Consider the following 21,668-nt stretch of genomic DNA (forward strand, 5'->3'; position numbering starts at 1 on the left):
CGCCATGGGGGGACTGGCGACCCACCGCCCGTTCACATCGGGATCAGCCGTTCTTCTCCGCGAAGCGCTTCTGCGCCCCGTTGATCAGGCCCAGGTACCCCGAGAGGTTCTGGCCTTCGACTTCACCGAGGAAGGTGCTCCACTCGCTGAGCGGGCGCTGTCCGAGGATGAACTTCAGCGTGTTCGTGTTCAGCGTGTCTTTGATGGGGGTGGCCATCAGCGCGGACTGCTCGAGCTCGGACTCGTTCAGCGGCGCTGCCGGGAACGGCGCACGCGGCGTGCGCGTGGAGCTCACCGCATCGATGTAGTCCACGAGCTGGTGCGAGTTGTACGACTCCTTCAGCGCACGGGACTCGGTCGCGTCGGCGAGCACGTTGGTGCCGAAGCCGAGGTCCTTGAGGATGTCGGTCTTGCCGTCGGGGTTGATTCCGAATGCGTCGTACGAGAACTCCGGCTTGAGCGTGATCTTGCCGTCGGCATCCTTGGTGTAGGTCTGGCCCTCCACTCCCCAGCGCAGCATCTCACGCGCGTCCGGGTTGTAGTAGAGCCAGTCGAGGAACTGCAGCATTGCGAGGAAGTGCGGGTCCTTGGCAGCATCCGTGGTCAGCATGAAGCCGTTCCAGAAGTTGCGGGGCTCGACGACCTGGCCGGCCGGGCCGCCCGGCGGGGCGATCTGCACGAGCTCGTAGTTGCCCTTTCCGACCGTCTGGTCCAGCGCCGTCGAGAAGTCCTGCACGGTTCCGGCCGATCCCGACGCCGCGAACACCTTGCCGGCCGCGAACTTCTCGGTCACCGTTCCGCTGCCGTCGTTGGACGCGGTGAACGAGTCCCCGTCCAGCAGTCCGTCGTCGTACAGGCCGCGGAAGTATTCGACCATCTGCTTGTAGCCGTCGTTGCCGGCGAACTCGAACTTCTTCTCGTCCTTGTTCCAGAACGTTGCGTTGCCCAGGCCCCAGCCGGCGACGGTGCCGAAGGCATGCGCAGCGTAGTTGATCATGGACTGGCCTTCGAAGCCGTCGGCCAGCGGGTGCGAGTCGGGGTACTTCGCCTTGATCTTCGCCAGTCCGTCGCGCAGTTCGTCCCATGTCTCGGGGATCTTGGCACCGACCTCGTCGAAGACGTCCTTGCGCAGGATCAGCGTGAAGACGGGCACGGACACCTCCTGCAGGCCCGGCAGCATGTAGTACTTGCCGTCTGCCTGGCGCAGGTTGTCCATCATGTCTTCCAGGTGCCACTCCTTGACGTACTTCTGGAAGTTCGGCATCTGCTCGACGTAGTCGCTCATGGGCAGAACCGCTCCGGAGGCGGCGAACTGCGTCTCGTCACCCGTGTAGGTCAGCGGGATGACGTACGGCGCGTCGCCGGCGCTGATGAGCAGGCTGCGCTTCTCGGTCGCGTCGCTGAACGGGATGTTCGTGAGATCGAGCGAGACGTTCGTGCGCTTCTTGATCTCATCGAAGATCTGCCAGGTGTCGGTGATCGGGGTGTCGGGCCAGTCGGTCCACAGCATCGAGAAGTCGACCGGCTCGGTCGCCGTGAACTGCTCGTCGGCGGTGAAGTTCTCCATGGCGCCCGCGGTGTGGCCCTCCAGCGACGGTCCGTCATCGCTGCTGCTGCCACCGCCTCCGCTGCAGCCGGCGAGTACGAGCGCGGCGCTGACGGCGATCGCCGCGAGTGCGCTTCCCCGTCGCGCCAGAAGTGATGTCCTTCGTGTCATGTGCTCCTGCTCCTCATTGAGATGTGCCCGGTCCGTCGGCTGCTGGCGGGCGGGGTGTCACGCGGTCGACAGTGATCCTCGCAACGGTGATCCTGCGTACTTCTTTTGCGATTGCCCTACGGAGGCTATGACGGCCTCTTCTGGCGATCAAAGGCGAGTGTATAACGATCGACTAATAAGGTCTATCGTTCAACTAAGTGTGGCAGATCACCGCGGTGATCGAGAACGTGCAGAAGTCTGCGGATCATGTGCTCCGCAGTGCCGCCGAGGCCGGTCGGTCCGGCCGATCGTCTCCGTTCAGAGTGCGGCAAGGCGCTTGTCGAGGAACGCGCGCACGTCGGCGAGCTCGTCCTCCGAGACGCCGTGGGTCAGCTCCGGATAGACGCGGCCCGACAGGTCGCTGTGCGCGGGCAGCCACTGCGCGGTGTGCTCGACGAGCGCCGGCGGGATGACGTCATCGCGCGCTCCGCGCCCCCAGAACACCGGAATGCGCGCGGCGGCAAGCTCCGCGTCGTGCGGCAGCTCGCCCGGCGCGGCGTAGCCGCTGAGGTTCACCGCGAACGCGAACCGTTCGGGCCGCAGCCGCAGCGCCTGCAGCGCGACCGACGCGCCCTGCGAGAAGCCGAGCATGCCGATGGTCTGCGCAGGGGAGGCCGCAGCATCCAGCCACTGCACGAAGGCGGATGCCGCAGCCGTCACACGTGCGGGGTCGCGGCCGGCGAGCTGCACATCGACCACGTCGTCGATCGGATACCACGAGAAGCCGGGGGCGGGCCAGGGCAGGGTCAGCGGTGCCCGCACGGCCGCGTACGCGAAGCCGTCGGGCAGGAGCGGGGCGAGCGCGAACAGATCGTTCTCATCGGCGCCGTACCCGTGCATGAGCACCAGCAGGGGCCGGTCTGTGCGCTCGGCCTCCGTCTGCGACCACAGCGTGACGCCCGCATCGATGGGTGGCTGGTCCATGTGCCCAGTCTGCCAGGCGAGCCGCCGCGCACGGCGGTACGCAGGTGGCGATGGACGACCGGTACCCGCCGACGCCGACCCGGTGGGGTATACAGGAGGCATGCCCGTCCGCACGCCCGATCCCGAACCGGAGCCCGATGAGCCCGAAGGTCATGGGCTCGGCAATGGCGAGCCGTTCGTGGCCGGGTCGCTGAGTTCGTTCGGCGCACCGGCGTCGGGCGACGCGGCGGCCAATCCCGGGTGGTTGACCGAGCTCGAGTTGGCCGAGGCGCGTCGTCGGCTGCCGATGCTGTACGTCGAGGCTGTGCCGGTGCGCACCGATGGCATGGGTGCGGTCACCCAGGTGGGCCTGCTGCTGCGTGCCACCGCTCTGGGCGAGATCACCCGCACCATCGTGTCGGGGCGTGTGCGGTACGCCGAGACGATCCGCGACGCACTGTTCCGACACCTGGAGAACGATCTGGGCCCGATGGCCTTCCCCCAGCTGCCGCTGCAGCCGGCACCGTTCACGGTCGCCGAGTACTTTCCGCTGCCCGGCTTGAGCGCGTTCCACGACGACCGTCAGCACGCGGTCTCGCTCGCGTTCGTCGTGCCGGTCACCGGCACCTGCGACCCGCGTCAGGACGCGCTGGAAGTCACGTGGATGACGCCGGCCGAAGCCGCGTCGGGCGGCGTGGCCGCCGACATGGAGGGCGGGCGCGGCACACTGTTGCGCATGGCGCTGGCGAGTGTGGGCGCACTGCGCTGAAAATGATCCCCTGAGGGGGTGAGTCACACAGGCTGGCGAGGTAGGGTTCAAGTGCCCGATTCCGCCGCTGTGCCGCGGCACACACACTTGCCGGAGAGCCCCCGATGTCCGACCACGCCCCCTCTACCGCACCCCTGTCCTTCGACAGCCTGATCGGCGGCAGCGCACCCGAGACCGTCTTCACCACCGCGTTCCGCGGCTACGACAAAGAAGAGGTCGACGCCACGCTCGATGACCTGCGCGCCCGCGCCGTCGCGGCGCAGGACGAGATCGCCAAGCTCAAAGACGATCGTCACCGCGCGGCATCCGCTCTGGGCGAAGCCCGCCGTCGTGTCACCGAGCTGCAGTCCGTCGTCGACACGGCCCAGTCGCACGAGGGGGACGAGGTCGCGCAGCTGCGCGCCCAGCTGGCGGATGCCGAAGCCGCCCGCGACGAGGCCGCCGAGGCCGCGCGCGCCGAACGGGGCGACGAGCTGGCACAGCTGGCCGATCAGATCGCCCAGCTCAAGGACGAGCTGACCGCTGCGCAGACGCAGACCGCGGATGCGCAGAAGCAGGTGCAGGTGCTCTCCGAAGAGCTCAGCGGCAGCGGCGTCGACACCCCCAACCGGCCGCAGTTCGAAGAGATCCTGCGGGTCGCCGAGGAGCAGGCGTCGACGCTGATCCGCAACGCCTCGGTGCAGGGCGACCGGCTGCTGCAGGCCGCCCGGGTCGAGATCGAGAACTCGCGCGCGCATGCCCAGGCCGACGCCGAGGCGATCATCTCGCAGGCACAGCACGAGGCCCAGCAGTCGCGGCTGCGCATCGAGACGGAACTCGCCGCCCATGAGGCGCAGCTCGAGCGCGAGGCCGCGCGCTCTGCCGAGAAGGTCGAACAGGCTCAGCAGGAGGCCGCGGCCATCCGCTCCGAGGCGGAGAAGGGGGCGGCGGCGCTGCGGGCGATGGTCGCCCGCGAGACGAGTCGCGACCGCGGCGAGGCCGAAGAGGCGGTGCGCGAGCTGCGCGTGCGCACGCTCGAGTTCGAGGAGTCGCTGACCCGGCGCCAGGATGACGCGCACCAGGAGTTCTTGGTGCTGCACAATCAGGCCGTCGCCCACGCCGAGCGGATCACCGCGGACGCCAACGAGCAGGTCGCGGCATCCCTCGAACACGCCAAGCGCGTCTCGAGCAAGGCCGACGACTACGAGAAGCTCGCTCGGGCCCAGGCCCAGCAGATCGAGGCTGACGCGCGCGTGCGTGCCGCCGACCACCTCGACAGCGCCCGCACCCGTGCGCAGAAGATCATCGACATGGTGACCTCGAACGCGCAGTCCGTGCTGCACGACGCCGAGGATCGCACCCGCCAGCTGCGCTGGCAGCAGCACCAGCTGACCAGCTTCATGGCCGAGGTGCGCGAGCTCATCCGGCCCGCGGGCCTGGATGGCGCGTCGATCGTCGGTGCCGGTGAAGAGGATGCCGCGCCTGCGGCCGATGGGTCCGCAGAGCGGGATGGTGAGGTCATCGACGAAGCCACCGGGCTCGAGCAGGCCGACGGCGGCGCCGATGCCGACGCCGACGGCGATGCTGGCCACGACGACACGGACACCGACGCGGACGGCTCCCAGTCGCATGACGAGGGCGACCTCGCGACCCTGGATGCGGACGCCGACCGGTCAGTGAACGCCTGACCGCCGAGCTCGAGAAGCCCTCGTCGGGCGTGCACAACGGCGGGGATTCTCGCCGCCGCGCCGGGCAGCGGCATCCCCCGCCGGCGTGTCATCGACAATCCCCGCGGCTGTGCACGCGGCCCGAGGCCGACCTGCTCGGTCGAACGACTCACGCCTTGATGCTGCAGGAGCATCAAGGCGTGAGTCGTGCGGAGGGCACGTGCTGCTTGCCGGTGAAGGCCGGCGTGCGAGGGTTCAGGCCGTGGTCTCGCGCGCGATCGCGGCGATGAAGGCGTCGATGTCATCCTCGGTGGTGTCGAACGAGCACATCCACCGCACCTCGTTGCGCGAGGCATCCCAGTCGTAGAAGCGGAACGACTGCCGCAGCCGGTCGGCGACGCCGTCGGGCAGCGTCGCGAACACGCCGTTGGCCTGCGTGGCCTGTGTGAAGCCCACGCCGCGGATCGACCCGTCGGCCAGGCCCGCCTCGACGCCCGCGCGCAGGCGCTGCGCCATCGCGTTGGCGTGCTGGGCGTTGCGCAGCCACAGGTCGCCGTCGAGCAGCGCGACCAGCTGCGCCGAGATGAACCGCATCTTCGAGGCGAGCTGCATGTTGAGTTTGCGCAGATAGATCAGACCGGTGGATGCCTCGGGGTTGAGCACGACGACCGCCTCGCCGCCCATCGCCCCGTTCTTGGTGCCGCCGAAGCTCACGACGTCGACGCCCACGTCGCGGGTGAACGCCCTCAGCGGCAGGTCGAGGGATGCTGCAGCATTGGACAGGCGGGCGCCGTCCATGTGCACGTGCATGCCGCGCTCGTGGGCGTGGTCGGTGATCGCCTTCAGCTCGGCCGCGGTATAGAGAGTTCCGACCTCGGTGGACTGCGTCAGCGAGACCACGAGCGGCTGCGCGCGGTGTTCGTCGCCCCAGCCCCACGCCTGCCGGTCGATCAGCTCGGGGGTGAGCTTGCCGTCGGGCGAGGGAACCGTGAGCAGCTTCATACCGCCGATCCGCTCGGGCGCGCCCTGCTCGTCGACGTTGATGTGCGCGGTCTCGGCGGCGACCACGGCACCCCAGCGGGGCAGCATCGACTGCAGGCCCGTGACGTTGGCGCCGGTGCCGTTGAACACCGGGAACGCCTCGACGCCCTCGCCGAAATGATCGACCATGACCTCTTGCAGCCGGGCCGTGTAGGCGTCTTCGCCGTATGCGATCTGGTGGCCGTTGTTGGCCTGGGCGATCGCCTCGAGGATCTCAGGATGGATGCCGGAATAGTTATCGGATGCGAAGCCGCGGACGTTCGGGTCATGCAGAGGGGTCACGGGTGTCCATTCTCGTTCATACTGGCGTGGTCGCATCACGCCGTCAGGTCGATGACCGTGCGGTTGACGTCGGCGGGGTCGGCGTCCCACAGGGCGACGAACCGGTCGGCCAGGGTCTGCTCCAACCCTGACAGCGACTTCACGCGGAAGATGACGGATGCCGCCGCCAGCGGGCGCTCGCCGTCACGGGCGTTCTTGGCGAAGCCGTGGCCGGCCGCGCGCATCCAGGCCTCGCCGGCGGCCTTGACCGCCGCATAGTTCGCGCCGCCGGCCAGGGGGTTCGTGACCGAGACCGAGGAGACGAAGGCCAGGCGCGCGGCATCCGACGCATTGAGGTCGTCATCGAACACACGGGTCACGTGTCGCAGTGCGGTCAGCGACTGTTCGAGGAAGCGGTAGTCGTCGTCGGTCTGACCGGCAAGGCCCCCGCCGCCGCGCCAGCCGCCGACCAGATGCAGCAGGCCGTCGACGTGGATGTCGGCCGTGTGCAGTCGCTCGGCGAGGCTGTGCACGGAGTCCTCGTCGGCGAGGTCGCAGGCCTCGACCATCCAGGGGTCGTCGGCGCCGGCCGCGGTGCCGGCGCGCAGTGTCTCGGCGAGCTGCTCGAGCTTGCCGGGATCGTGGCCGACGGCCACCACGTTGGCTCCGACATCCAGCAGTGTCTGCGCCGCAACGTGGCCGCTCGCACTCGTCGCGCCCGCGATCAGCACCGTCCGTCCGGTCAGGTCTGTCATGTCAGGTGCTCCTTCGCGGTGGGCCGCGGCATCCATCGCTCACGAGCCCGAAGGGGTCGGCGAGGGATCCACAACATAGGGATTCGACGAGCGCACATCGCATTGACGTCAAAGCGGTGTGCGCTTGTCGAAATCATATGATCTTGACGCGAGGAGTGCGGTCAGGCGTCCGTCGCGCGGATGCCCGAGGTCGACTCGATCACGGCGCGCATCTTCTTCTCGAGCGCCTCGTAGAACATCGACAGCGGGAACTCGTCGTCCAGCACCTGGTCGGTGTAGCCGCGGGTGGGGCCGGCCAGCACCTCGTCGGACAGTCCGCGCGCCCACACCGAGGCGGGGTTCGGGGTCAGCACCGAGCTGACCAGCTCGTACGCGGCGAGCCAGTGCGCGGTCTTGGGTCGGTCGATCGAGCGCCAGTACAGTTCGTCGATCGCATCCCCGAGCGCCACGACGGCGGCGGGGACGTCGGCCCAGTCGAACGCGAGCGCGGTGTCGGTCCAGTGCAGCACCTTGTGCTGGTGCAGCCACGCGAACAGCAACTGGCCGCCCAGCCCGTCGTAGTTGCGCACGCGGGAGCCGGTGATCGCGAACCGGAAGATCCGGTCGAAGATCACGGCGTACTGCACGAGCTTGGCGTGCGCGAGGATCTGCTTCTCGACATCGCTGAGCTCGGCCGGCGACGACTCGAGTCTCTTCTGGATCGCGACCGACTCGCGGAACGCGGTCATGTCGCAGCGCATCTCTTCGAGCGAGTACAAGAAGAACGGCATCCGCTGCTTGATCATGAACGGGTCGAACGGCAGGTCGCCGCGCATGTGCGTGCGGTCGTGGATCATGTCCCACATCACGAAGGTCTCTTCGGCCAGTTTCTGGTCGTCGAGCATCTCGACGGCGTCGGCGGGCAGGTCGAGCTTGGTGATCTCCGCTGCCGCGCGCACGACGCGGCGGTAGCGGGCCGCCTCGCGGTCCTGGAAGATCGCGCCCCACGTGAACGAGGGGATCTCGCGCATCGCGACCGTCTCGGGGAAGAGCACCGCCGAGTTCGTGTCGTAACCGGGCGTGAAATCGATCAGGCGCAGTGAGACGAACAGTTTGTTGCCGTAGTCGCCGGCTTCGAGCGCCGCGACGAACTCGGGCCAGATGACCTCGACGATCAGCGCCTCGACGTGCCGGTTGCTCGACCCGTTCTGCGTGTACATCGGAAAGACGACCAGGTGTCGCAGGCCGTCGACGCGGTGCTGCTCGGGGTGGAAGGCGACCAGCGAGTCGAGGAAGTCCGGCTCGCCGAACCCGTCGTCGGCCCAGCGGCGGAAGTCCGCGATGGATGCCGCGAGGTAGGCCTCATCGTGCGGGAAGCGCGGTGCGAGCTCGGCGATCGACGCTGTGATCGTGGAGACCAGTTCTGCGGCGCGCGCCTTCTCGTCGGGCACCGAGCCGTCTTTGATCTGGATGGCCTGCAGAGCGGTCGCGGCATCCTTCAGCGCCAGCCAGGCGGCGCTGTCTTCGACGCCGCGGGCGTCTTCGAGGACCTCGGGTTCGCCGACGACGGTCTTCTGCGTACGCTCTGCGTGGACCTGACTCATGGACATGGGAACCTCCGATCCGTGTGGTGCGTGCCATAAAACCGGCACTAGCCGTAAAATTTACGGCAAGGCAACGTTACTACCGGTAATCTTACGCTTATGTCCGATGTGATCTCTCCCGCCGACGCGCGCTTGGATGCGGCCGACACCCGGATCCTGGCCGAGCTGTCGCGCGACGCGCGTGCCACGCTGACGCACGTCGCCGACCGGGTCGGACTGTCGGTGTCGAGCGTGCAGGCGCGGCTGCGCCGGCTCGAGGCGCGCGGAGTGGTCACCGGTTACCGGCCGGTGCTGGATGCCGAAGCCGTCGGCCGTCCGCTGTCGGCGTTCATCGAGATCACTCCGCTGGATCCCGCCCAGCCCGACAACGCCCCCGAGCTGCTCGAGCATCTGGACGAGATCGAGGCGTGCCATTCGATCGCGGGCGATGCCGCATACATGCTGTTCGTGCGCGTCGCCTCGCCGCGCGAACTGGAGCGGCTGATCCGCGACATCCGGCTCGCGGCGAACGTGCGCACCCGCACCACGATCGTGCTGCAGACCTTCTACGAACAGCGCCCGATCGTCTCCGTCGGCTGAGCCGACCCGCCCGCGCGCCCCGAAACTGCGGCAATATGGCAAGCAGGGTCTCGCAAGGGTGGCTTGCGACCGCGATTGTGCCAGGAGGCGATATCGATGGTGAACAGCTTCGGGTCGAAAGACACTCTGACCGTCGGCGACAAGCAGTACGAGTTCTACCGGCTCGACAGCATCCCGAACTCAGCGCGACTGCCGTACAGCCTGAAGATCCTGCTCGAGAACCTGCTGCGCAACGAGGACGGCCACGCGGTCACCGCCGACCAGATCCGTGCGCTGGCCGGCTGGAACGCGAAGGATGTCGGGCACAGCGAAGTGCAGTTCAGCCCCGCCCGCGTGCTGCTGCAGGACTTCACCGGGGTGCCCGGAGTCGTCGACCTCGTCGCCATGCGCGACGCGATGAGCGACCTGGGCGGCGACCCGCAGCAGGTGAACCCGCTGATTCCGGTCGAGCTCGTCATCGACCACTCGGTCATCGCCGAGAGCTTCGGCGGATTCGGGTCGTTCAAGATCAACGCCGACATCGAATTCGAGCGCAACAAGGAGCGCTACCAGCTGCTGCGCTGGGCGCAGCACGCCTTCGACAATTTCGCCGTCGTGCCGCCCGACACCGGCATCTGCCACCAGGTGAACCTCGAATACCTCGGTCGGGTCGTCTTCGGCGCCGACGGCGATGGTTCCGGGCAGGGGCTGCCGGTCGCCTACCCCGACACCCTGGTGGGCACCGACTCGCACACTCCGATGATCAACGGACTCGGCGTGCTCGGCTGGGGCGTGGGCGGCATCGAGGCCGAGGCGGCCATGCTGGGCCAGCCCATCTCGCTGCTGCTGCCCAAAGTCGTGGGCCTCAAGCTCGAAGGCTCACTGCGCGAAGGCGTCACCGCCACCGACATGGTGCTCACGGTCGCCGAGCTGCTGCGGCACACCGGCGTGGTGGGCAAGTTCGTCGAGGTGTTCGGTCCGGGCGTTGCCAACGTTCCGCTGGCCAACCGCGCCACGATCGGCAACATGAGCCCCGAATACGGCTCGACGTGCACGATCTTCCCGATCGATCAAGAGACCATCGACTACCTCACCTTCACCGGGCGCAGCCCCGAACGGGTCGCGCTGGTCGAGGCCTATGCCAAGGCGCAGGGCATGTGGCACGACCCCGACCACGAGCCCGAGTACTCGCAGGTCGTCGAGCTCGACCTGTCGTCGATCGAGCCCTCGATCGCCGGCCCCAAGCGTCCGCAGGATCGCATTCCGCTCAGCCTCGCCTCGCGCACCGTCGCGCGCCTGCTCGAAGACCCCACCGCCAACGTGAAGGTGCTCACGGCGCTCGACGATGCGGTCGATGACACCTTCCCGGCATCCGACCCCTTCTATGGGGACCGCGACCTGACGGACGTGAAGGCGCCGCGCGGGGGATACACCGGCTCGGAGGAGCCGCAGTGGCCCTCCAACCCGCAGGAGCTGACCGTCGGGGGCAACCAGACCAAGATCGACAACGGCGACGTCGTGATCGCCGCGATCACCTCGTGCACGAACACCTCGAACCCGTCGGTGATGATCGGCGCTGCGCTCCTGGCGCGCAACGCCGTGCAGAAGGGCCTGAAGTCCAAGCCGTGGGTCAAGACGTCGCTGGCCCCGGGCTCGCGCGTGGTGACCGACTACTTCGACCGGGCAGAGCTGACGCCCTACCTCGACCAGCTCGGCTTCAACCTGGTCGGCTACGGCTGCACGACCTGCATCGGCAACTCGGGCCCGCTGCCCGACGAGGTGGCCGCCGCCGTCGACGCCGGGGATCTGACTGTGGCCGCGGTGCTCTCGGGCAACCGCAACTTCGAGGGCCGCATCCACCCGCAGACGCGGATGAACTTCCTCGCCTCGCCGCCGCTGGTGGTCGCCTACGCGCTGGCAGGTTCGATGCACGTCGACCTGAACCACGATCCGCTCGGCACCGACACCGAGGGCGAGCCGGTGTATCTGCGCGACATCTGGCCGACGTCCTCCGAGATCAAGAAGGTCGTCGACAGCTGCATCGAGGCCCGCATGTACACCGAGGGCTACTCGGACGTGTACGCCGGCGACGATAACTGGAACAGCCTGCCCATCCCCGAGGGGGAGAAGTTCGACTGGCAGGATGACTCGACCTATGTGCGCCAGCCGCCGTACTTCGTCGGCATGGGCCCCGAGCCCGATGCCCTTGCCGATATCTCGGATGCGCGGGTGCTGGCCAAGCTCGGCGACTCGGTGACCACCGACCACATCTCGCCCGCCGGTTCGATCACGTTCAGCTCGCCGGCCGGCAAGTACCTGACCGAGCACGGCGTCGAGCACCATGACTTCAACTCGTACGGGTCGCGTCGCGGCAACCACGAGGTGATGATCCGCGGAACCTTCGCCAACATCCGGCTGCGCAACGAGCTGGTGCCGGGCACCGAGGGCGGATTCACCCGCGTTCTGCCCGGCGGCACCGAGACGGTCACGATCTACGACGCCGCGCAGGAGTATGCAGCCTCGGGGACGCCGCTGATCGTGATCGCCGGCAAGGAGTACGGATCGGGCTCGAGTCGCGACTGGGCCGCCAAGGGCACAGTGCTGCTGGGCGCGAAGGCCGTGCTGGCAGAGTCCTACGAGCGCATCCACCGTTCGAACCTGATCGGCATGGGTGTGCTGCCGCTGCAGTTCGCCGAGGGCGACACCGCCGCGACGCTGGGCCTGGACGGCACCGAGACCTACACGATCACGGGTCTGTCAGGTCAGGACGACGTGCCCGAGCAGGTGACCGTGCGCGTGCAGCCCGACGAGGGCGAGGCCCGTGAGTTCACCGCGGTCGTGCGCATCGACACCCCGACCGAGCGCGACTACTACCGACACGGAGGCATTCTGCAGTACGTGCTGCGCCAGCGCTTGCACGCGTGACTCCTGCCGGGGCCGCGGCGCGCGGGCAGGCAGGGATACATCGCAGGATGGATGCCGCGCGCAGGCCGCTCCCGTAGCGTGGGAGGGTGTTCCGTCGCCTGACCACCGCCCAGATCGTCATCGACGTGACGGTTGCGGTGCTGTTCGCGCTCGTGTCTCTGCCCCGGGAGATGTGGACGACGTTCGGCGGTCTGCCGAGCGAGGCGATCTCGGTGCTCGTGTGCGCGATCTTCGGCGCAGCCGTCGCTGTACGCCGCCTGTCGCCGCCGCTGGCGCTGGGGATCGCGTGGGCCGGTGCCATCGTGCAGATGTCGTTCGGCCGGGGGCCGGCGATCGTCGACTTCGCGGTGTTCGCAGTGCTGTACACCGCGGCGGCGTATGGATCGCGTCTGGTGTTCTGGTTCGGCTTCTCATCGGCGATCGCGGGTGCGGCGGTGGCCACGGCCTATCTGTTCCTGGTGCTCGGTGCGATTCCGCTGTCGATGAGCACGTTGACCACGGCGGTCGCGGTGCTGATCGCTGCAACCTTCGCACTGCTGCTGGCCTGGACGGCGGGGGCGCTCGTGCGCACGTCGCGCCGGGCCCGAACGACCCGTGTCGCGCAGCAGCGTGCCGAGGCCGAGACGGCCGCCGAGGCAGAGCGGGCGCGCATCGCGCGTGACATGCACGATGTCGTCGCGCACTCGCTCGCGGTCGTGATCGCGCAGGCCGACGGAGCGCGTTATGCCACGGCGGACCGCACGCGGCTCGACGCGCTGGAGACGATCTCGGTGACCGCCCGTGCGGCGCTGGCCGACGTGCGCGTGCTGCTGGCTCAACTGCGCCACCGGCAAGAAGACGGGCCGCAGCCGACCATCGCCGATCTCGACCTCATGTTCGCCCAGATGCGTGCCGCGGGCCTTGAGCTTCGCATCGACATCGACCCGACGCCGAAGACGGATCCGCCCGCGGCCACGCAGCTGGCGGTCTATCGCATTCTGCAAGAGGCGCTCACCAATGCTCTGCGACACGGAGCCGGCGCAGTCGAGGTCGGCCTGGCATGGCACGCCGACCGGGTCGACCTGTCGGTGCGCAACGCGCTGCGGCCCGGCCGCGCGACGGCCGCGTCGCCCCCGATAGGGGAGCGGACGGCGCGCGGGCACGGACTGATCGGCATGCGCGAACGCGCGCTGCTGGTCGGCGGCGAACTGGATGCCGCAGCCCACGGCGACGGGTTCATCGTGCAGGCGGCGCTGCCGATCGGAGGTGCCCTGTGATCCGGGTGGTGCTCGCGGACGACCAGGCGCTGTTCCGCGCGGGCATCCGCATGGTGATCGATTCGCAGGCCGACCTCGAGGTCGTGGGCGAGGTATCCAACGGACGTCAGGCCATCGACGTGGTGCGCGCGACGAGCCCGGACGTCGTGCTGATGGACATCCGCATGCCGGTCATGGACGGCCTGGTCGCGACGGCTGAGCTGCTGCAGGATGCCGATGCCCCCCGCATCGTGATGCTCACCACGTTCGACCTGGATGAGGCTGCGGCCCGGGCGATCCGGCAGGGTGCGAGCGGCTTCCTGCTCAAGGACGCCGACCCGGAGTTTCTGCTGGCGGCGATCCGCACCGTGCATGCCGGGTCGGCCGTGATCGCGGCATCCGCGACCCGCGACCTGTTCGCGCACACGATGGATGCCGCGTCCCACCCCGTGCCGGACTCGTACGGCGATCTCACCGAGCGCGAGCGCGAGATCTTCGCCCTGGCCGCGCGCGGGCTGTCGAACGCCGAGATCGCGGCGCGGGAGTTCCTGTCGGAGGCGACCGTGAAGACGCACATCAGCAGGATCCTCGCCAAGCTCGCCCTGCGTGACCGAGTGCAGCTGGTGGTCTTCGCCTTCGAGCACGGCCTGGCCTGACGGCCCCCTTCGCAACCTGCACTGCGCGCTCCGTGCGTCCTGCTCTCGCCCGCGAGAGCAGGACGCCGACCGCGGTGTCGGGTCAGCGGGAGGAGCGGCCCCACGGCTTGTCGTACACCGAGGCCAGACGCGACAGCGCGAGAGCCGCCACCAGCAGGCCGAAGTCGCGCAGCGCGACGTCGTAGAAGCCCGACCAGGTCAGGAGGTTGACGACGATGCCGGCCAGCCACAGCGCGACGACATAGCTCGCGTAGCGCGGCTTGATGAGCATGGCGATCGCGGCGACGATCTCCACGACGCCGACGATGTACATCGCCGTCTGCGCCGAGAACGGCAGGATGTCCACGATCCACGGAGCGAGATAGTGCGGCCAGTCTGTGAGGGCGTTGACGAACTTGTCGATGCCCATCCACAGGGGCAGCACGATGAATCCGACCCGAAGGATCCAGAATGCCGCGAACGCAGGTTCGTCCTGCAGACGCGTCCAGAATGACGCGTTCACCGACACGCTGTTGCGCGCGCGTAATGCCGACTCGGTCATGATGAGAGCCTCCTCTATAAACAACTCTGTATGTTCATAGAATCCACCCAGAACCCTCTTGTGTCAAGATCAGCTGCATTAGAAGTGCCGACGTCACCGCGCACACACGCAACAGCCCACTCTGTGCAGGGCCGCTGCGCGCTCAGACCGCCGCAGCCGTGGCTACGTCGATCTTCTCGCACCGCACGGTGCGCGCCTCGGCGCCGGTCACGGCGTGGGGCCGGCCCGTCAGCGCCACGGTGGCACGCGCGGTGGCAGCACCCGCCACCCGGAGCTCGGTCGCCCTGTGCCCGCCGTCGGCGCTGACGCCGAACCCGCCGTCGTCGCGCGCGTCGGCCGCGGTCTCGGCGTCGGCGGCCGTCGCCTCGGAGTGCGCGCCGATCCACACCTGCACATCGCCGGGCTCGACGATGCGCGTGAGGGACCGGTCGCTGAAGGCGAATCGCACGCTGGGCACCCGGAATCGGACGCGTACCGACTCACCCGCCTCGAGGTGCACGCGGGCATAGCCGAGCAGCTGGGCGACCGGACGTGCGATCTGGGCCTGCACGTCGTGGCCGTACAGCTGCACGACGTCGGTGCCGGCGACCGATCCGGTGTTGGTCACGGTCACTTCGGCGTCGAACTCGTCACCGGCCGGGCATTCGGCGTCGACGACCAGGTCGCGATAGGCGAAAGTCGTGTACGACAGACCGAAGCCGAACGGCCGCACCGGCCTGGAGTGCGCCGCCGTCACGTCGGAATCGCCTCCCAGGATGGGGTGCAGGTACGTGTAGGGCTGCGCGCCCGTCGACCGGGGGAGCGAGATCGGCAGGCGGCCCGACGGTGCCGCGTCGCCGCTGAGCACGTCGGCGATCGCCGTGCCGCCCTCCTCGCCTGGGAAGAACGACTGCAGCACCGCGTGCGGACGCGGGCCCTCGGCATCCAATGCCCAATCCAGCACGTAGGGACGCCCGGTCAACAGCACCACCACCACGGGGGTGCCTGTGGCAACGACCGCCTCGATGAGTGCACGCTGCACGCCGGGCAGCTCGAGCGACTCGGCGTCGTTGCCCTCGCCGACGGTGCCGCGGCCGAACAGGCCCGCCTGGTCGCCGGCGACGATCACGGCCACGTCTGCATCACGGGCGGCGACGACGGCGTCGGCGAAACCCGACGTGTCGGTGCCGTCGACAGCACAGCCGTGGGCGAACGTCGTCTCGAACCCGGCGGTGCGCAGCGCCTCGGAGACGGTGGGGATCTGCACCCCGACCGGCACCCCCGGGTGGTGGGCGAGCACGTGGTTCGCGAACGAATAGCAGCCCTGCAGGGCCTCGGATCGGTCGGCGTTGGGCCCGATCACCGCGATGCGGGTGGCCGGCTTCAGCGGCAGTGTGCCGTCGTTCGAGAGCAGCACGACCGATTCCTGCGCGAGCCGGCGCGCGATGTCGCGGTGGCGCGGGGAGTCCAGGTCGATGAGGGTGGGCGGCTCGTCCTCGTACGCGTCGGCGTCCAGCAGGCCGAGCTGCTCCTTCTGCCGGAGCACCCGCAGCACGGCACGGTCGATGTAGCGCTCATCGAACGCCCCGGAGCGCACGCGCTCGCGCAGCGGCTCGAGGTAGGCGTCGCCGGTGGGCAGCTCGACATCCACTCCCGCTTCCAGGGCGAGTGCGGCGGCGTGGCCGCGGTCGGATGCCACGGCCTGCATGACCTCGAGGAAGGCGACCGAGAAGTAGTCGGCCACCACGACGCCGTCGAACCCGAGCCGATCGTGCAGCAGCGTGGTGAGGTAGCCGGGGTCTGCCGCCATCGGCAGACCGTCCAGGGCCGTGTAGGCGTTCATCACCGAGGCGGGGCGCCCTTCGGCCACCGCCATCTCGAACGGAGGCACGAACACGTCGGCCATCTCGCGCGGGCCGACGTGCACCGGGGCGTGGTTGCGGCCCGACTGCGAGGCCGAGTATCCGGCGAAATGCTTGAGGGTGGCGTGGATGCCGGAAGCCTGCAGGCCCTGCACGTACGCGGTGCCGACGGTGCCGACCAGGTACGGGTCCTCGCCGATGCATTCGTCGACGCGTCCCCACCGCGGGTCCTGGATGACGTCCAGCACGGGTGCCAGTCCCTGGTGCACGCCGAGCTCGCGCATCGAATCGCCGATGGCCTGGGCCATCTCGCGCACCAGGTCGGGGTCGAACGCGGCGCCCCAGGCCAGGGGAGTGGGGAAGACGGCAGCCTTCCATGCGGCCAGACCCGTCAGACACTCCTCGTGCACGATGGCCGGGATGCCCAGTCGCGTCTCGCGCTTGAGGCGGCGCTGTTCGTGCCACAGCCACTGAGCGCGCTCGGCGGGTTCGACCGGCCGCGTGCCGTAGACGCGGGTGTAGTGGCCGATGCCGTCGCGGGTGACCTCGGCCAGCGCACCGGCCGCCTTCTGCCCGGCCGCCATCTCGCTCTGCATCGGCGCGACGGTGCCGTTCTGGTCGAGCCAGTAGCCCACGAGCTGGGCGAGCTTCTCATCGAGGGTCATCTGCGCATGCAGCGTCTGAACCCGTTCCGAGACATGGGGGAACGCGGGGACGTCGTCGTACATCTGTGGTCCTGTCGTGATGGTGTCGGACGTCTCGTCAGCCCTTGACCGCGCCGGTCAGGCCCCCGACGATGCGGCGCTGGAAGACGAGGAAGAACAGTAGTGCCGGGAGCATCGCCAGCGAGGTGAAGGCGAGCACGCGGGCGGTGTCGACCGAGTACTGGGACGAGAAGGCCTGCACGCCCAGCGGCAGTGTGTAGGTGGATGCGTCGTTCAGGATGAACAGCGGCAGCAGGTAGCTGTTCCAGCTGCCGATGAACGCGAGGATGCCCACCGTCACCACGCCGGGCACCGCCAAGCGCAGCACCATGCGGAAGAAGAAGCCGAGTCGGCCCGCGCCGTCGATCGCGGCGGCCTCTTCGATCTCGTCGGGGATCGCACGCAGGAACGGCACCAGGATGATCACGGTCGTCGGCAACGCGAAGGCGATCTGCGGCAGGATGACCCCGGCCAGGCTGTTCATCAGGCCCAGGTCTTTGACCAGGATGTACAGCGGAGTGATGGCCACGGTGATCGGGAACATCAGACCGGCGGCGAACAGGGCGTACATCGCCCCGCGTCCGCGGAAGTGGTAGCGCGCCAGCACATAGCTGACCATGAGCCCCAGCACGACGACTCCCGCGGTGGTGAAGGCGGCGGCGATCAGCGAGTTGCCGACCTGCAGCCAGAACACGTCGCTGGTGAGCACGTCGAGGTAGTTGCCGAACTCCCACGGGTTGGGCAGGCCGGCAGGGTTCGTCGTGATCTGCGCGTTGGTGCGGAACCCGCCGATCACGATGTACAGCACGGGTGCCAGGCAGACGGCCACCAGCACCAGAGCGATGAAGTAGACGGCGGGGCTGCCCCACTGCAGTCGTTCCTTCTCGCGGTGTCGACCGCGGGTGACGATCGAAGTCGTGGCCGACATCACTTGCGCCCTTCGGTGAGTGCGCCGGCGGTATCGCGGCGCAGGACGAAGCGCTGGTAGATCAGCGCGATGATCAGGGAGATGAAGAAGATCACGACGGCGACCGCGTTGCCGTAGCCGAAGTTTCCGGCGTCACGGCCGTTCGTGACCATGTAGGTGGCCATCGTCGATGTGCCGGCCACGCCGGCGACGTATTGACCCCAGATGATGTACACGAGGTCGAACAGCTGCAGCGATCCGATGATGGACAGGAACGCCCATATGCGCACCGTGGGACCCAGCAGCGGCAGCGTGATGCGCCGCTGGATCTGCCAGTACGACGCACCGTCGATCGCGGCGGCCTCGAACAGCTCGGTGGGGATGCCCTGCAGGCCCGCGAGGAACAGGATGACGGCGAAGCCGATGTATTTCCACGTCAGGATGAACATCAGCGTCCAGATGGCGATGGCCGGGTCTGCCAGCCAGTCGGCCTGGAGGAATCCGAGGCCGATGTTCTTCAGCAGCGCGTTCATCGCGCCGCTGGTCTGCAGCATGAGGCTGAACCCGGTGCCGACGATGACCTCGGCGATCACATACGGCACGAAGATCAGCACGCGGATGATGGTGCGACCGCGCATCTTCTGGTTCAGCAGGAGCGCGAGCAGGATCGCGAGCGGTCCCTGCATCACCAGCGACAGGACCAGGATCACGCCGTTGTGCGTGAGGGCTTCGAGGAATGTCGGATCCGTGAAGATGACGACGTAGTTCTTCAGTCCGACGAAGTCGGTGGCCGGCCCGTAGCCCTGCCAGTTGAAGAAGCCATAGTAGGCGGCCATCGCGACCGGGAAGATCACGAAGCCGAGGAACACGATGATCGCAGGGCCCGAGAGCACCGTGATCTCCATGCGGGTACGCCATGCGGCGGCACGCTTTCCGCGGCGCCGGTCGGCCGAGGGCATCGGGGTGCTCTCGGCCGACCGCGTGCGCTCCTGAGCAGGAAGCGTCCCGGCCTTCTCGCCCAGGGTTCTACTCATCGTTCGGTCAGCCCTTGGCTGCAGCCTGGTTGACCGCCGTGATGATGTCGGCGACCGAGCCCTTGCCTGCCATCAGGTTCACGACGGCGACGTTCAGAGCGTTGCCGACGTTCTGCCCGTACAGGGTGTCGAGGTACTGCGAGACGTACGGCGCCTTGTTGTAGGCGGCGATGAGGTCCTTCAGGTAGGGCTCGGTGACGATCTTCTGCGCTTCGAGGTTGACCGGCGGCGAGTTGAAGGCCTTGTAGTAGGCCTCCTGCTGGCTCTGGGTCACGAGGAAGTTCAGGAAGTCGGTGCAGGCCTTCTTGGGGGCCTTGGCCGAGCACGAGTACCCGTCGACGCCGCCCATGATGGCTGCGGGGTCACCCTGGCCACCGGCCACTGTCGGGAACGGGAACCAGGCGAGGTCAGGCAGGGGCTTCTGGTCGGGGGTGAGCGAGGCGATCACTCCCGGGTCCCAACCGCCCATGAGTTCCATCGCCGCCTTGTGGTTGGCCACCAGGCCTGCCGAGCTGCCGGCGCCCTGCTGTGCGGAAGTGGTCAGGAAGCCGGGCTGGAACGGCTTGGAGTCGTTGAACTTCTTCAGCTCGTTGCCTGCCGCGGTCCAGCAGGGGTCGCTGAAGTCGAGGGTCTTGGCCGTCTGGTCCAGGGTCTGCTCGCTGCACAGGCGCAGCGCGAAGTTGTAGTACCAGTGCGCTGCGGGCCACGCATCCTTGGCGCCGACGGCGACCGGGATCACTCCCTTGCCCTTCAGCGCGGTGATGGCGGAGTTCAACTCGTCCATCGTGGTGGGGGTGGAGGTGATGCCGGCCTGGTCGAACAGGTCCTTGCTGTAGAACAGGCCCTCAGGCAGCACGTCCAGCGGCATCGCGTAGACCTTGCCGTCGATCGACTCGGCCTTCAGGGCTCCTGCGCCGATCGCCTGCTTCGTGTCGGCCGAGACCGAGTCGGTGATGTCCATGACCTGGCCGGCCTTGACCATCGCGGCCATCTTGCCGCCGCCGCGCTGCAGGAACACGTCCGGCGGGTTGCCGGAGTTCAGTGCCGTCTGCAGCTTGCCGTCCAGCTGTTCGTTCTGGATCGACTGCACCTTGACAGTCACCTTGGGGTTGGCCTCGTGGAACGCCTTCGCCGCGTCGACCCAGTACTGCTGGCCCGGCCCGGTGGTGCTGTTCTGCCAGACCGTCAGCGTCGTCGTGCCGCCGTCGGCGCCGGTGTTGCCACCCGTGCTGCCGGAGCAGCCGGCAGCGGCCAGGGCGACGCCCGCGGCCAGCGCGACAAATGTCGCGCCGCGAACTTTGCTCTTCATCGTGGAGACTCCTTCATCTCTTGGGAACGGCGTACGGGTCTGCCGCAACAGCGAGGTTGCCACGCTCCAGCACCTCTTGTCAAACGTTTTCGATAACGTTTTCGACACCGTTTAACATGAAATGTCGTGACTACACGGTCGCCGCACCATCGTGAGGTAGCGTGACGCTCGTGACCTCCGGCTATATACGCCCCACTGTGCCTGCACGAGCGACGATCCACGACGTGGCCCGGGTCGCCGGGGTCTCTGTCGCGACGGTCTCGAAAGTTGCCAACGGACGCTACGGCGTGGCCCAGAGCACGATCGAGAAGGTCTCGGCCGTGATCGAACAGCTCGGCTATGAGACCTCGCTGGTGGCCAGCAGTCTGCGCAGCCATCGCACGAACGTCATCGGCATCTTGGTGGCCGGGTTCGAGCCGTTCTCCACCGAGCTTCTCAAAGGCATCTCGTCGGCCGCCGTCGGATCCGGGTATGAGCTGCTGGCGTATGCGGGCGCACTCACCGATGAGAACTGGGTCGGCTGGGAGCGCCGGTCGCTGTCGCGGCTGGCGGGGACGCTCGTAGACGCGGCGATCATCGTCACCCCGACCGTCCGGCTGCCGGGTGCGTCGATCCCCGTCGTCGCGATCGACCCGCACGCCGGCACCGGGGACGTGCCCGCCGTGGACACCGACAACATCGAGGGCGCGCGCATCGCGACGCGGCACCTGATCGAGCTCGGCCACCGGCGCATCGCGCACGTGGCAGGCCGCGGCGATCTGCTGTCGGCGGTGCTGCGCGAGCGTGGGTACCGCGAGTCGCTGGCCGAGGCGGGAATCCCCTTCGACCCCGAACTCGTGCGCGAGGGCGCGTACTGGAGCAAGCCCACCACCATCGCAGCCCGTGAGCTGCTGAGCCTGCCCGATCGTCCCACGGCGATCTTCGCGGCGAACGACCTGTCGGCCGTGCGCGTGCTCGAAGTCGCCCACGAGATGGGCATCCGGGTTCCCGAAGAGCTGTCGGTCGTCGGCTTCGACGACGTGCCCGAGGCTGCCGGCACGACCCCGCAGCTGACGACGGTCGCCCAGCCGTTGCACGACATGGGCGCGCAGGCGCTGCGGATGGTCGTCGAGATGCTGCGCCGCGGCGAACCGGAACAGCAGTACGTGCACCTGCCCGCTCATCTGGTGATACGTCAGAGCACGGGCCCCGCGCCGCGCGACTGAGCGCACGGTACGGATGTGTGCGAGACCCCGAGCCGCGCG

General features: G+C 68.3%; 17 protein-coding genes. 7 read left to right on the forward strand and 10 right to left on the reverse strand.

Features of this window, described 5'->3' with window-relative positions; all coding sequences use genetic code 11:
- Positions 1 to 43: 43 nt before the first annotated feature.
- Together QU603_RS02105 and QU603_RS02110 are read right to left on the reverse strand one after the other, a co-directional pair.
- The gene (locus QU603_RS02105; protein ID WP_308492854.1) at positions 44 to 1,717 is read right to left on the reverse strand and encodes an ABC transporter substrate-binding protein; all 1,674 of its coding nucleotides are present in this window, start codon (positions 1,715 to 1,717) and stop codon (positions 44 to 46) included.
- A 297-nt stretch (positions 1,718 to 2,014) separates the two neighbouring features.
- A complete protein-coding gene (locus QU603_RS02110; protein WP_308492855.1) occupies positions 2,015 to 2,680 on the reverse strand; it encodes an alpha/beta hydrolase in 666 nt (221 codons plus the stop codon).
- Positions 2,681 to 2,780: 100 nt separating this feature from the next.
- On the opposite strand from QU603_RS02110, the gene QU603_RS02115 reads away from it, so the two are divergent.
- A complete protein-coding gene (locus tag QU603_RS02115) occupies positions 2,781 to 3,428 on the forward strand; it encodes an NUDIX hydrolase family protein (RefSeq protein WP_308492856.1) in 648 nt (215 codons plus the stop codon).
- A 104-nt stretch (positions 3,429 to 3,532) separates the two neighbouring features.
- Positions 3,533 to 5,095 carry a DivIVA domain-containing protein gene (locus QU603_RS02120; protein WP_308492857.1) on the forward strand — a complete coding sequence of 521 codons (1,563 nt, stop codon included), beginning with the start codon at positions 3,533 to 3,535 and terminating at the stop codon, positions 5,093 to 5,095.
- Between the two features lie 234 nt (positions 5,096 to 5,329).
- On the opposite strand, the gene QU603_RS02125 is transcribed toward QU603_RS02120, so the two are convergent.
- From QU603_RS02125 to QU603_RS02135, 3 genes are all read right to left on the reverse strand, one after another.
- Positions 5,330 to 6,397 carry a threonine aldolase family protein gene (locus QU603_RS02125; protein ID WP_308492858.1) on the reverse strand — a complete coding sequence of 356 codons (1,068 nt, stop codon included), beginning with the start codon at positions 6,395 to 6,397 and terminating at the stop codon, positions 5,330 to 5,332.
- 35 nt (positions 6,398 to 6,432) lie between these two features.
- A complete protein-coding gene (locus QU603_RS02130; RefSeq protein ID WP_308492859.1) occupies positions 6,433 to 7,131 on the reverse strand; it encodes an SDR family NAD(P)-dependent oxidoreductase in 699 nt (232 codons plus the stop codon).
- A 161-nt stretch (positions 7,132 to 7,292) separates the two neighbouring features.
- The gene (locus QU603_RS02135) at positions 7,293 to 8,720 is read right to left on the reverse strand and encodes a DUF6421 family protein (protein WP_308492860.1); all 1,428 of its coding nucleotides are present in this window, start codon (positions 8,718 to 8,720) and stop codon (positions 7,293 to 7,295) included.
- A gap of 93 nt (positions 8,721 to 8,813) precedes the next feature.
- Here QU603_RS02135 and QU603_RS02140 point away from each other — a divergent pair, with 93 nt between their 5' ends.
- The 4 genes from QU603_RS02140 (at position 8,814) to QU603_RS02155 (ending at position 14,088) form a co-directional block, all read left to right on the forward strand.
- The gene (locus QU603_RS02140) at positions 8,814 to 9,293 is read left to right on the forward strand and encodes an Lrp/AsnC family transcriptional regulator (protein ID WP_308492861.1); all 480 of its coding nucleotides are present in this window, start codon (positions 8,814 to 8,816) and stop codon (positions 9,291 to 9,293) included.
- 90 nt (positions 9,294 to 9,383) lie between these two features.
- Positions 9,384 to 12,197 (forward strand): aconitate hydratase, encoded by a 2,814-nt coding sequence (locus QU603_RS02145; RefSeq protein ID WP_308493915.1) that lies wholly within the window; start codon positions 9,384 to 9,386, stop codon positions 12,195 to 12,197.
- Between the two features lie 86 nt (positions 12,198 to 12,283).
- Positions 12,284 to 13,453, forward strand: a complete 1,170-nt coding sequence (locus tag QU603_RS02150) for a sensor histidine kinase (protein WP_308492862.1) — start codon at positions 12,284 to 12,286, stop codon at positions 13,451 to 13,453.
- Complete coding sequence (locus QU603_RS02155; RefSeq protein WP_370655321.1) at positions 13,450 to 14,088, forward strand: response regulator; 639 nt, start codon at positions 13,450 to 13,452, stop codon at positions 14,086 to 14,088. The genes QU603_RS02150 and QU603_RS02155 overlap by 4 nt, the downstream gene beginning before the upstream one ends.
- Before the next feature lie 82 nt (positions 14,089 to 14,170).
- Here the strand turns inward: QU603_RS02155 and QU603_RS02160 are convergent, their stop codons facing one another.
- The 5 genes from QU603_RS02160 to QU603_RS02180 all read right to left on the reverse strand — a co-directional run bounded on the left by QU603_RS02160 (position 14,171) and on the right by QU603_RS02180 (position 20,424).
- Positions 14,171 to 14,629 carry a hypothetical protein gene (locus QU603_RS02160; RefSeq protein WP_308492863.1) on the reverse strand — a complete coding sequence of 153 codons (459 nt, stop codon included), beginning with the start codon at positions 14,627 to 14,629 and terminating at the stop codon, positions 14,171 to 14,173.
- 142 nt (positions 14,630 to 14,771) lie between these two features.
- Complete coding sequence (locus tag QU603_RS02165) at positions 14,772 to 17,198, reverse strand: beta-xylosidase/alpha-l-arabinosidase (protein ID WP_308492864.1); 2,427 nt, start codon at positions 17,196 to 17,198, stop codon at positions 14,772 to 14,774.
- 34 nt (positions 17,199 to 17,232) lie between these two features.
- Complete coding sequence (locus QU603_RS02170; protein ID WP_308492865.1) at positions 17,233 to 18,102, reverse strand: carbohydrate ABC transporter permease; 870 nt, start codon at positions 18,100 to 18,102, stop codon at positions 17,233 to 17,235.
- Positions 18,102 to 19,040: a carbohydrate ABC transporter permease gene (locus QU603_RS02175; RefSeq protein WP_308493917.1), complete on the reverse strand. Its 939-nt coding sequence runs from the start codon at positions 19,038 to 19,040 to the stop codon at positions 18,102 to 18,104. The genes QU603_RS02170 and QU603_RS02175 overlap by 1 nt, the downstream gene beginning before the upstream one ends.
- An 82-nt stretch (positions 19,041 to 19,122) precedes the next feature.
- Entirely contained in the window at positions 19,123 to 20,424 is a 1,302-nt protein-coding gene (locus QU603_RS02180) for an ABC transporter substrate-binding protein (RefSeq protein ID WP_308492866.1), read from the reverse strand.
- A 161-nt stretch (positions 20,425 to 20,585) separates the two neighbouring features.
- Here QU603_RS02180 and QU603_RS02185 point away from each other — a divergent pair, with 161 nt between their 5' ends.
- Positions 20,586 to 21,629, forward strand: a complete 1,044-nt coding sequence (locus QU603_RS02185) for a LacI family DNA-binding transcriptional regulator (RefSeq protein WP_308492867.1) — start codon at positions 20,586 to 20,588, stop codon at positions 21,627 to 21,629.
- Positions 21,630 to 21,668 lie beyond the last annotated feature (39 nt).

The sequence above is a fragment of the Microbacterium terrisoli genome (assembly GCF_030866805.1).
Classification (GTDB): domain Bacteria; phylum Actinomycetota; class Actinomycetes; order Actinomycetales; family Microbacteriaceae; genus Microbacterium; species Microbacterium terrisoli.

What these genes read in the sequence shown, in the direction of transcription:
- QU603_RS02140 (WP_308492861.1), top strand. Translation starts at nt 8,814, where the DNA reads ATGTCCGATGTGATCTCTCCCGCCGACGCGCGCTTGGATGCGGCCGAC.
- QU603_RS02115 (WP_308492856.1), top strand. Translation starts at nt 2,781, where the DNA reads ATGCCCGTCCGCACGCCCGATCCCGAACCGGAGCCCGATGAGCCCGAA.
- QU603_RS02180 (WP_308492866.1), bottom strand. Translation starts at nt 20,424, where the DNA reads ATGAAGAGCAAAGTTCGCGGCGCGACATTTGTCGCGCTGGCCGCGGGC.
- QU603_RS02135 (WP_308492860.1), bottom strand. Translation starts at nt 8,720, where the DNA reads ATGTCCATGAGTCAGGTCCACGCAGAGCGTACGCAGAAGACCGTCGTC.
- QU603_RS02120 (WP_308492857.1), top strand. Translation starts at nt 3,533, where the DNA reads ATGTCCGACCACGCCCCCTCTACCGCACCCCTGTCCTTCGACAGCCTG.
- QU603_RS02170 (WP_308492865.1), bottom strand. Translation starts at nt 18,102, where the DNA reads ATGTCGGCCACGACTTCGATCGTCACCCGCGGTCGACACCGCGAGAAG.
- QU603_RS02130 (WP_308492859.1), bottom strand. Translation starts at nt 7,131, where the DNA reads ATGACAGACCTGACCGGACGGACGGTGCTGATCGCGGGCGCGACGAGT.
- QU603_RS02160 (WP_308492863.1), bottom strand. Translation starts at nt 14,629, where the DNA reads ATGACCGAGTCGGCATTACGCGCGCGCAACAGCGTGTCGGTGAACGCG.
- QU603_RS02175 (WP_308493917.1), bottom strand. Translation starts at nt 19,040, where the DNA reads ATGCCCTCGGCCGACCGGCGCCGCGGAAAGCGTGCCGCCGCATGGCGT.
- QU603_RS02165 (WP_308492864.1), bottom strand. Translation starts at nt 17,198, where the DNA reads ATGTACGACGACGTCCCCGCGTTCCCCCATGTCTCGGAACGGGTTCAG.
- QU603_RS02105 (WP_308492854.1), bottom strand. Translation starts at nt 1,717, where the DNA reads ATGACACGAAGGACATCACTTCTGGCGCGACGGGGAAGCGCACTCGCG.
- QU603_RS02110 (WP_308492855.1), bottom strand. Translation starts at nt 2,680, where the DNA reads ATGGACCAGCCACCCATCGATGCGGGCGTCACGCTGTGGTCGCAGACG.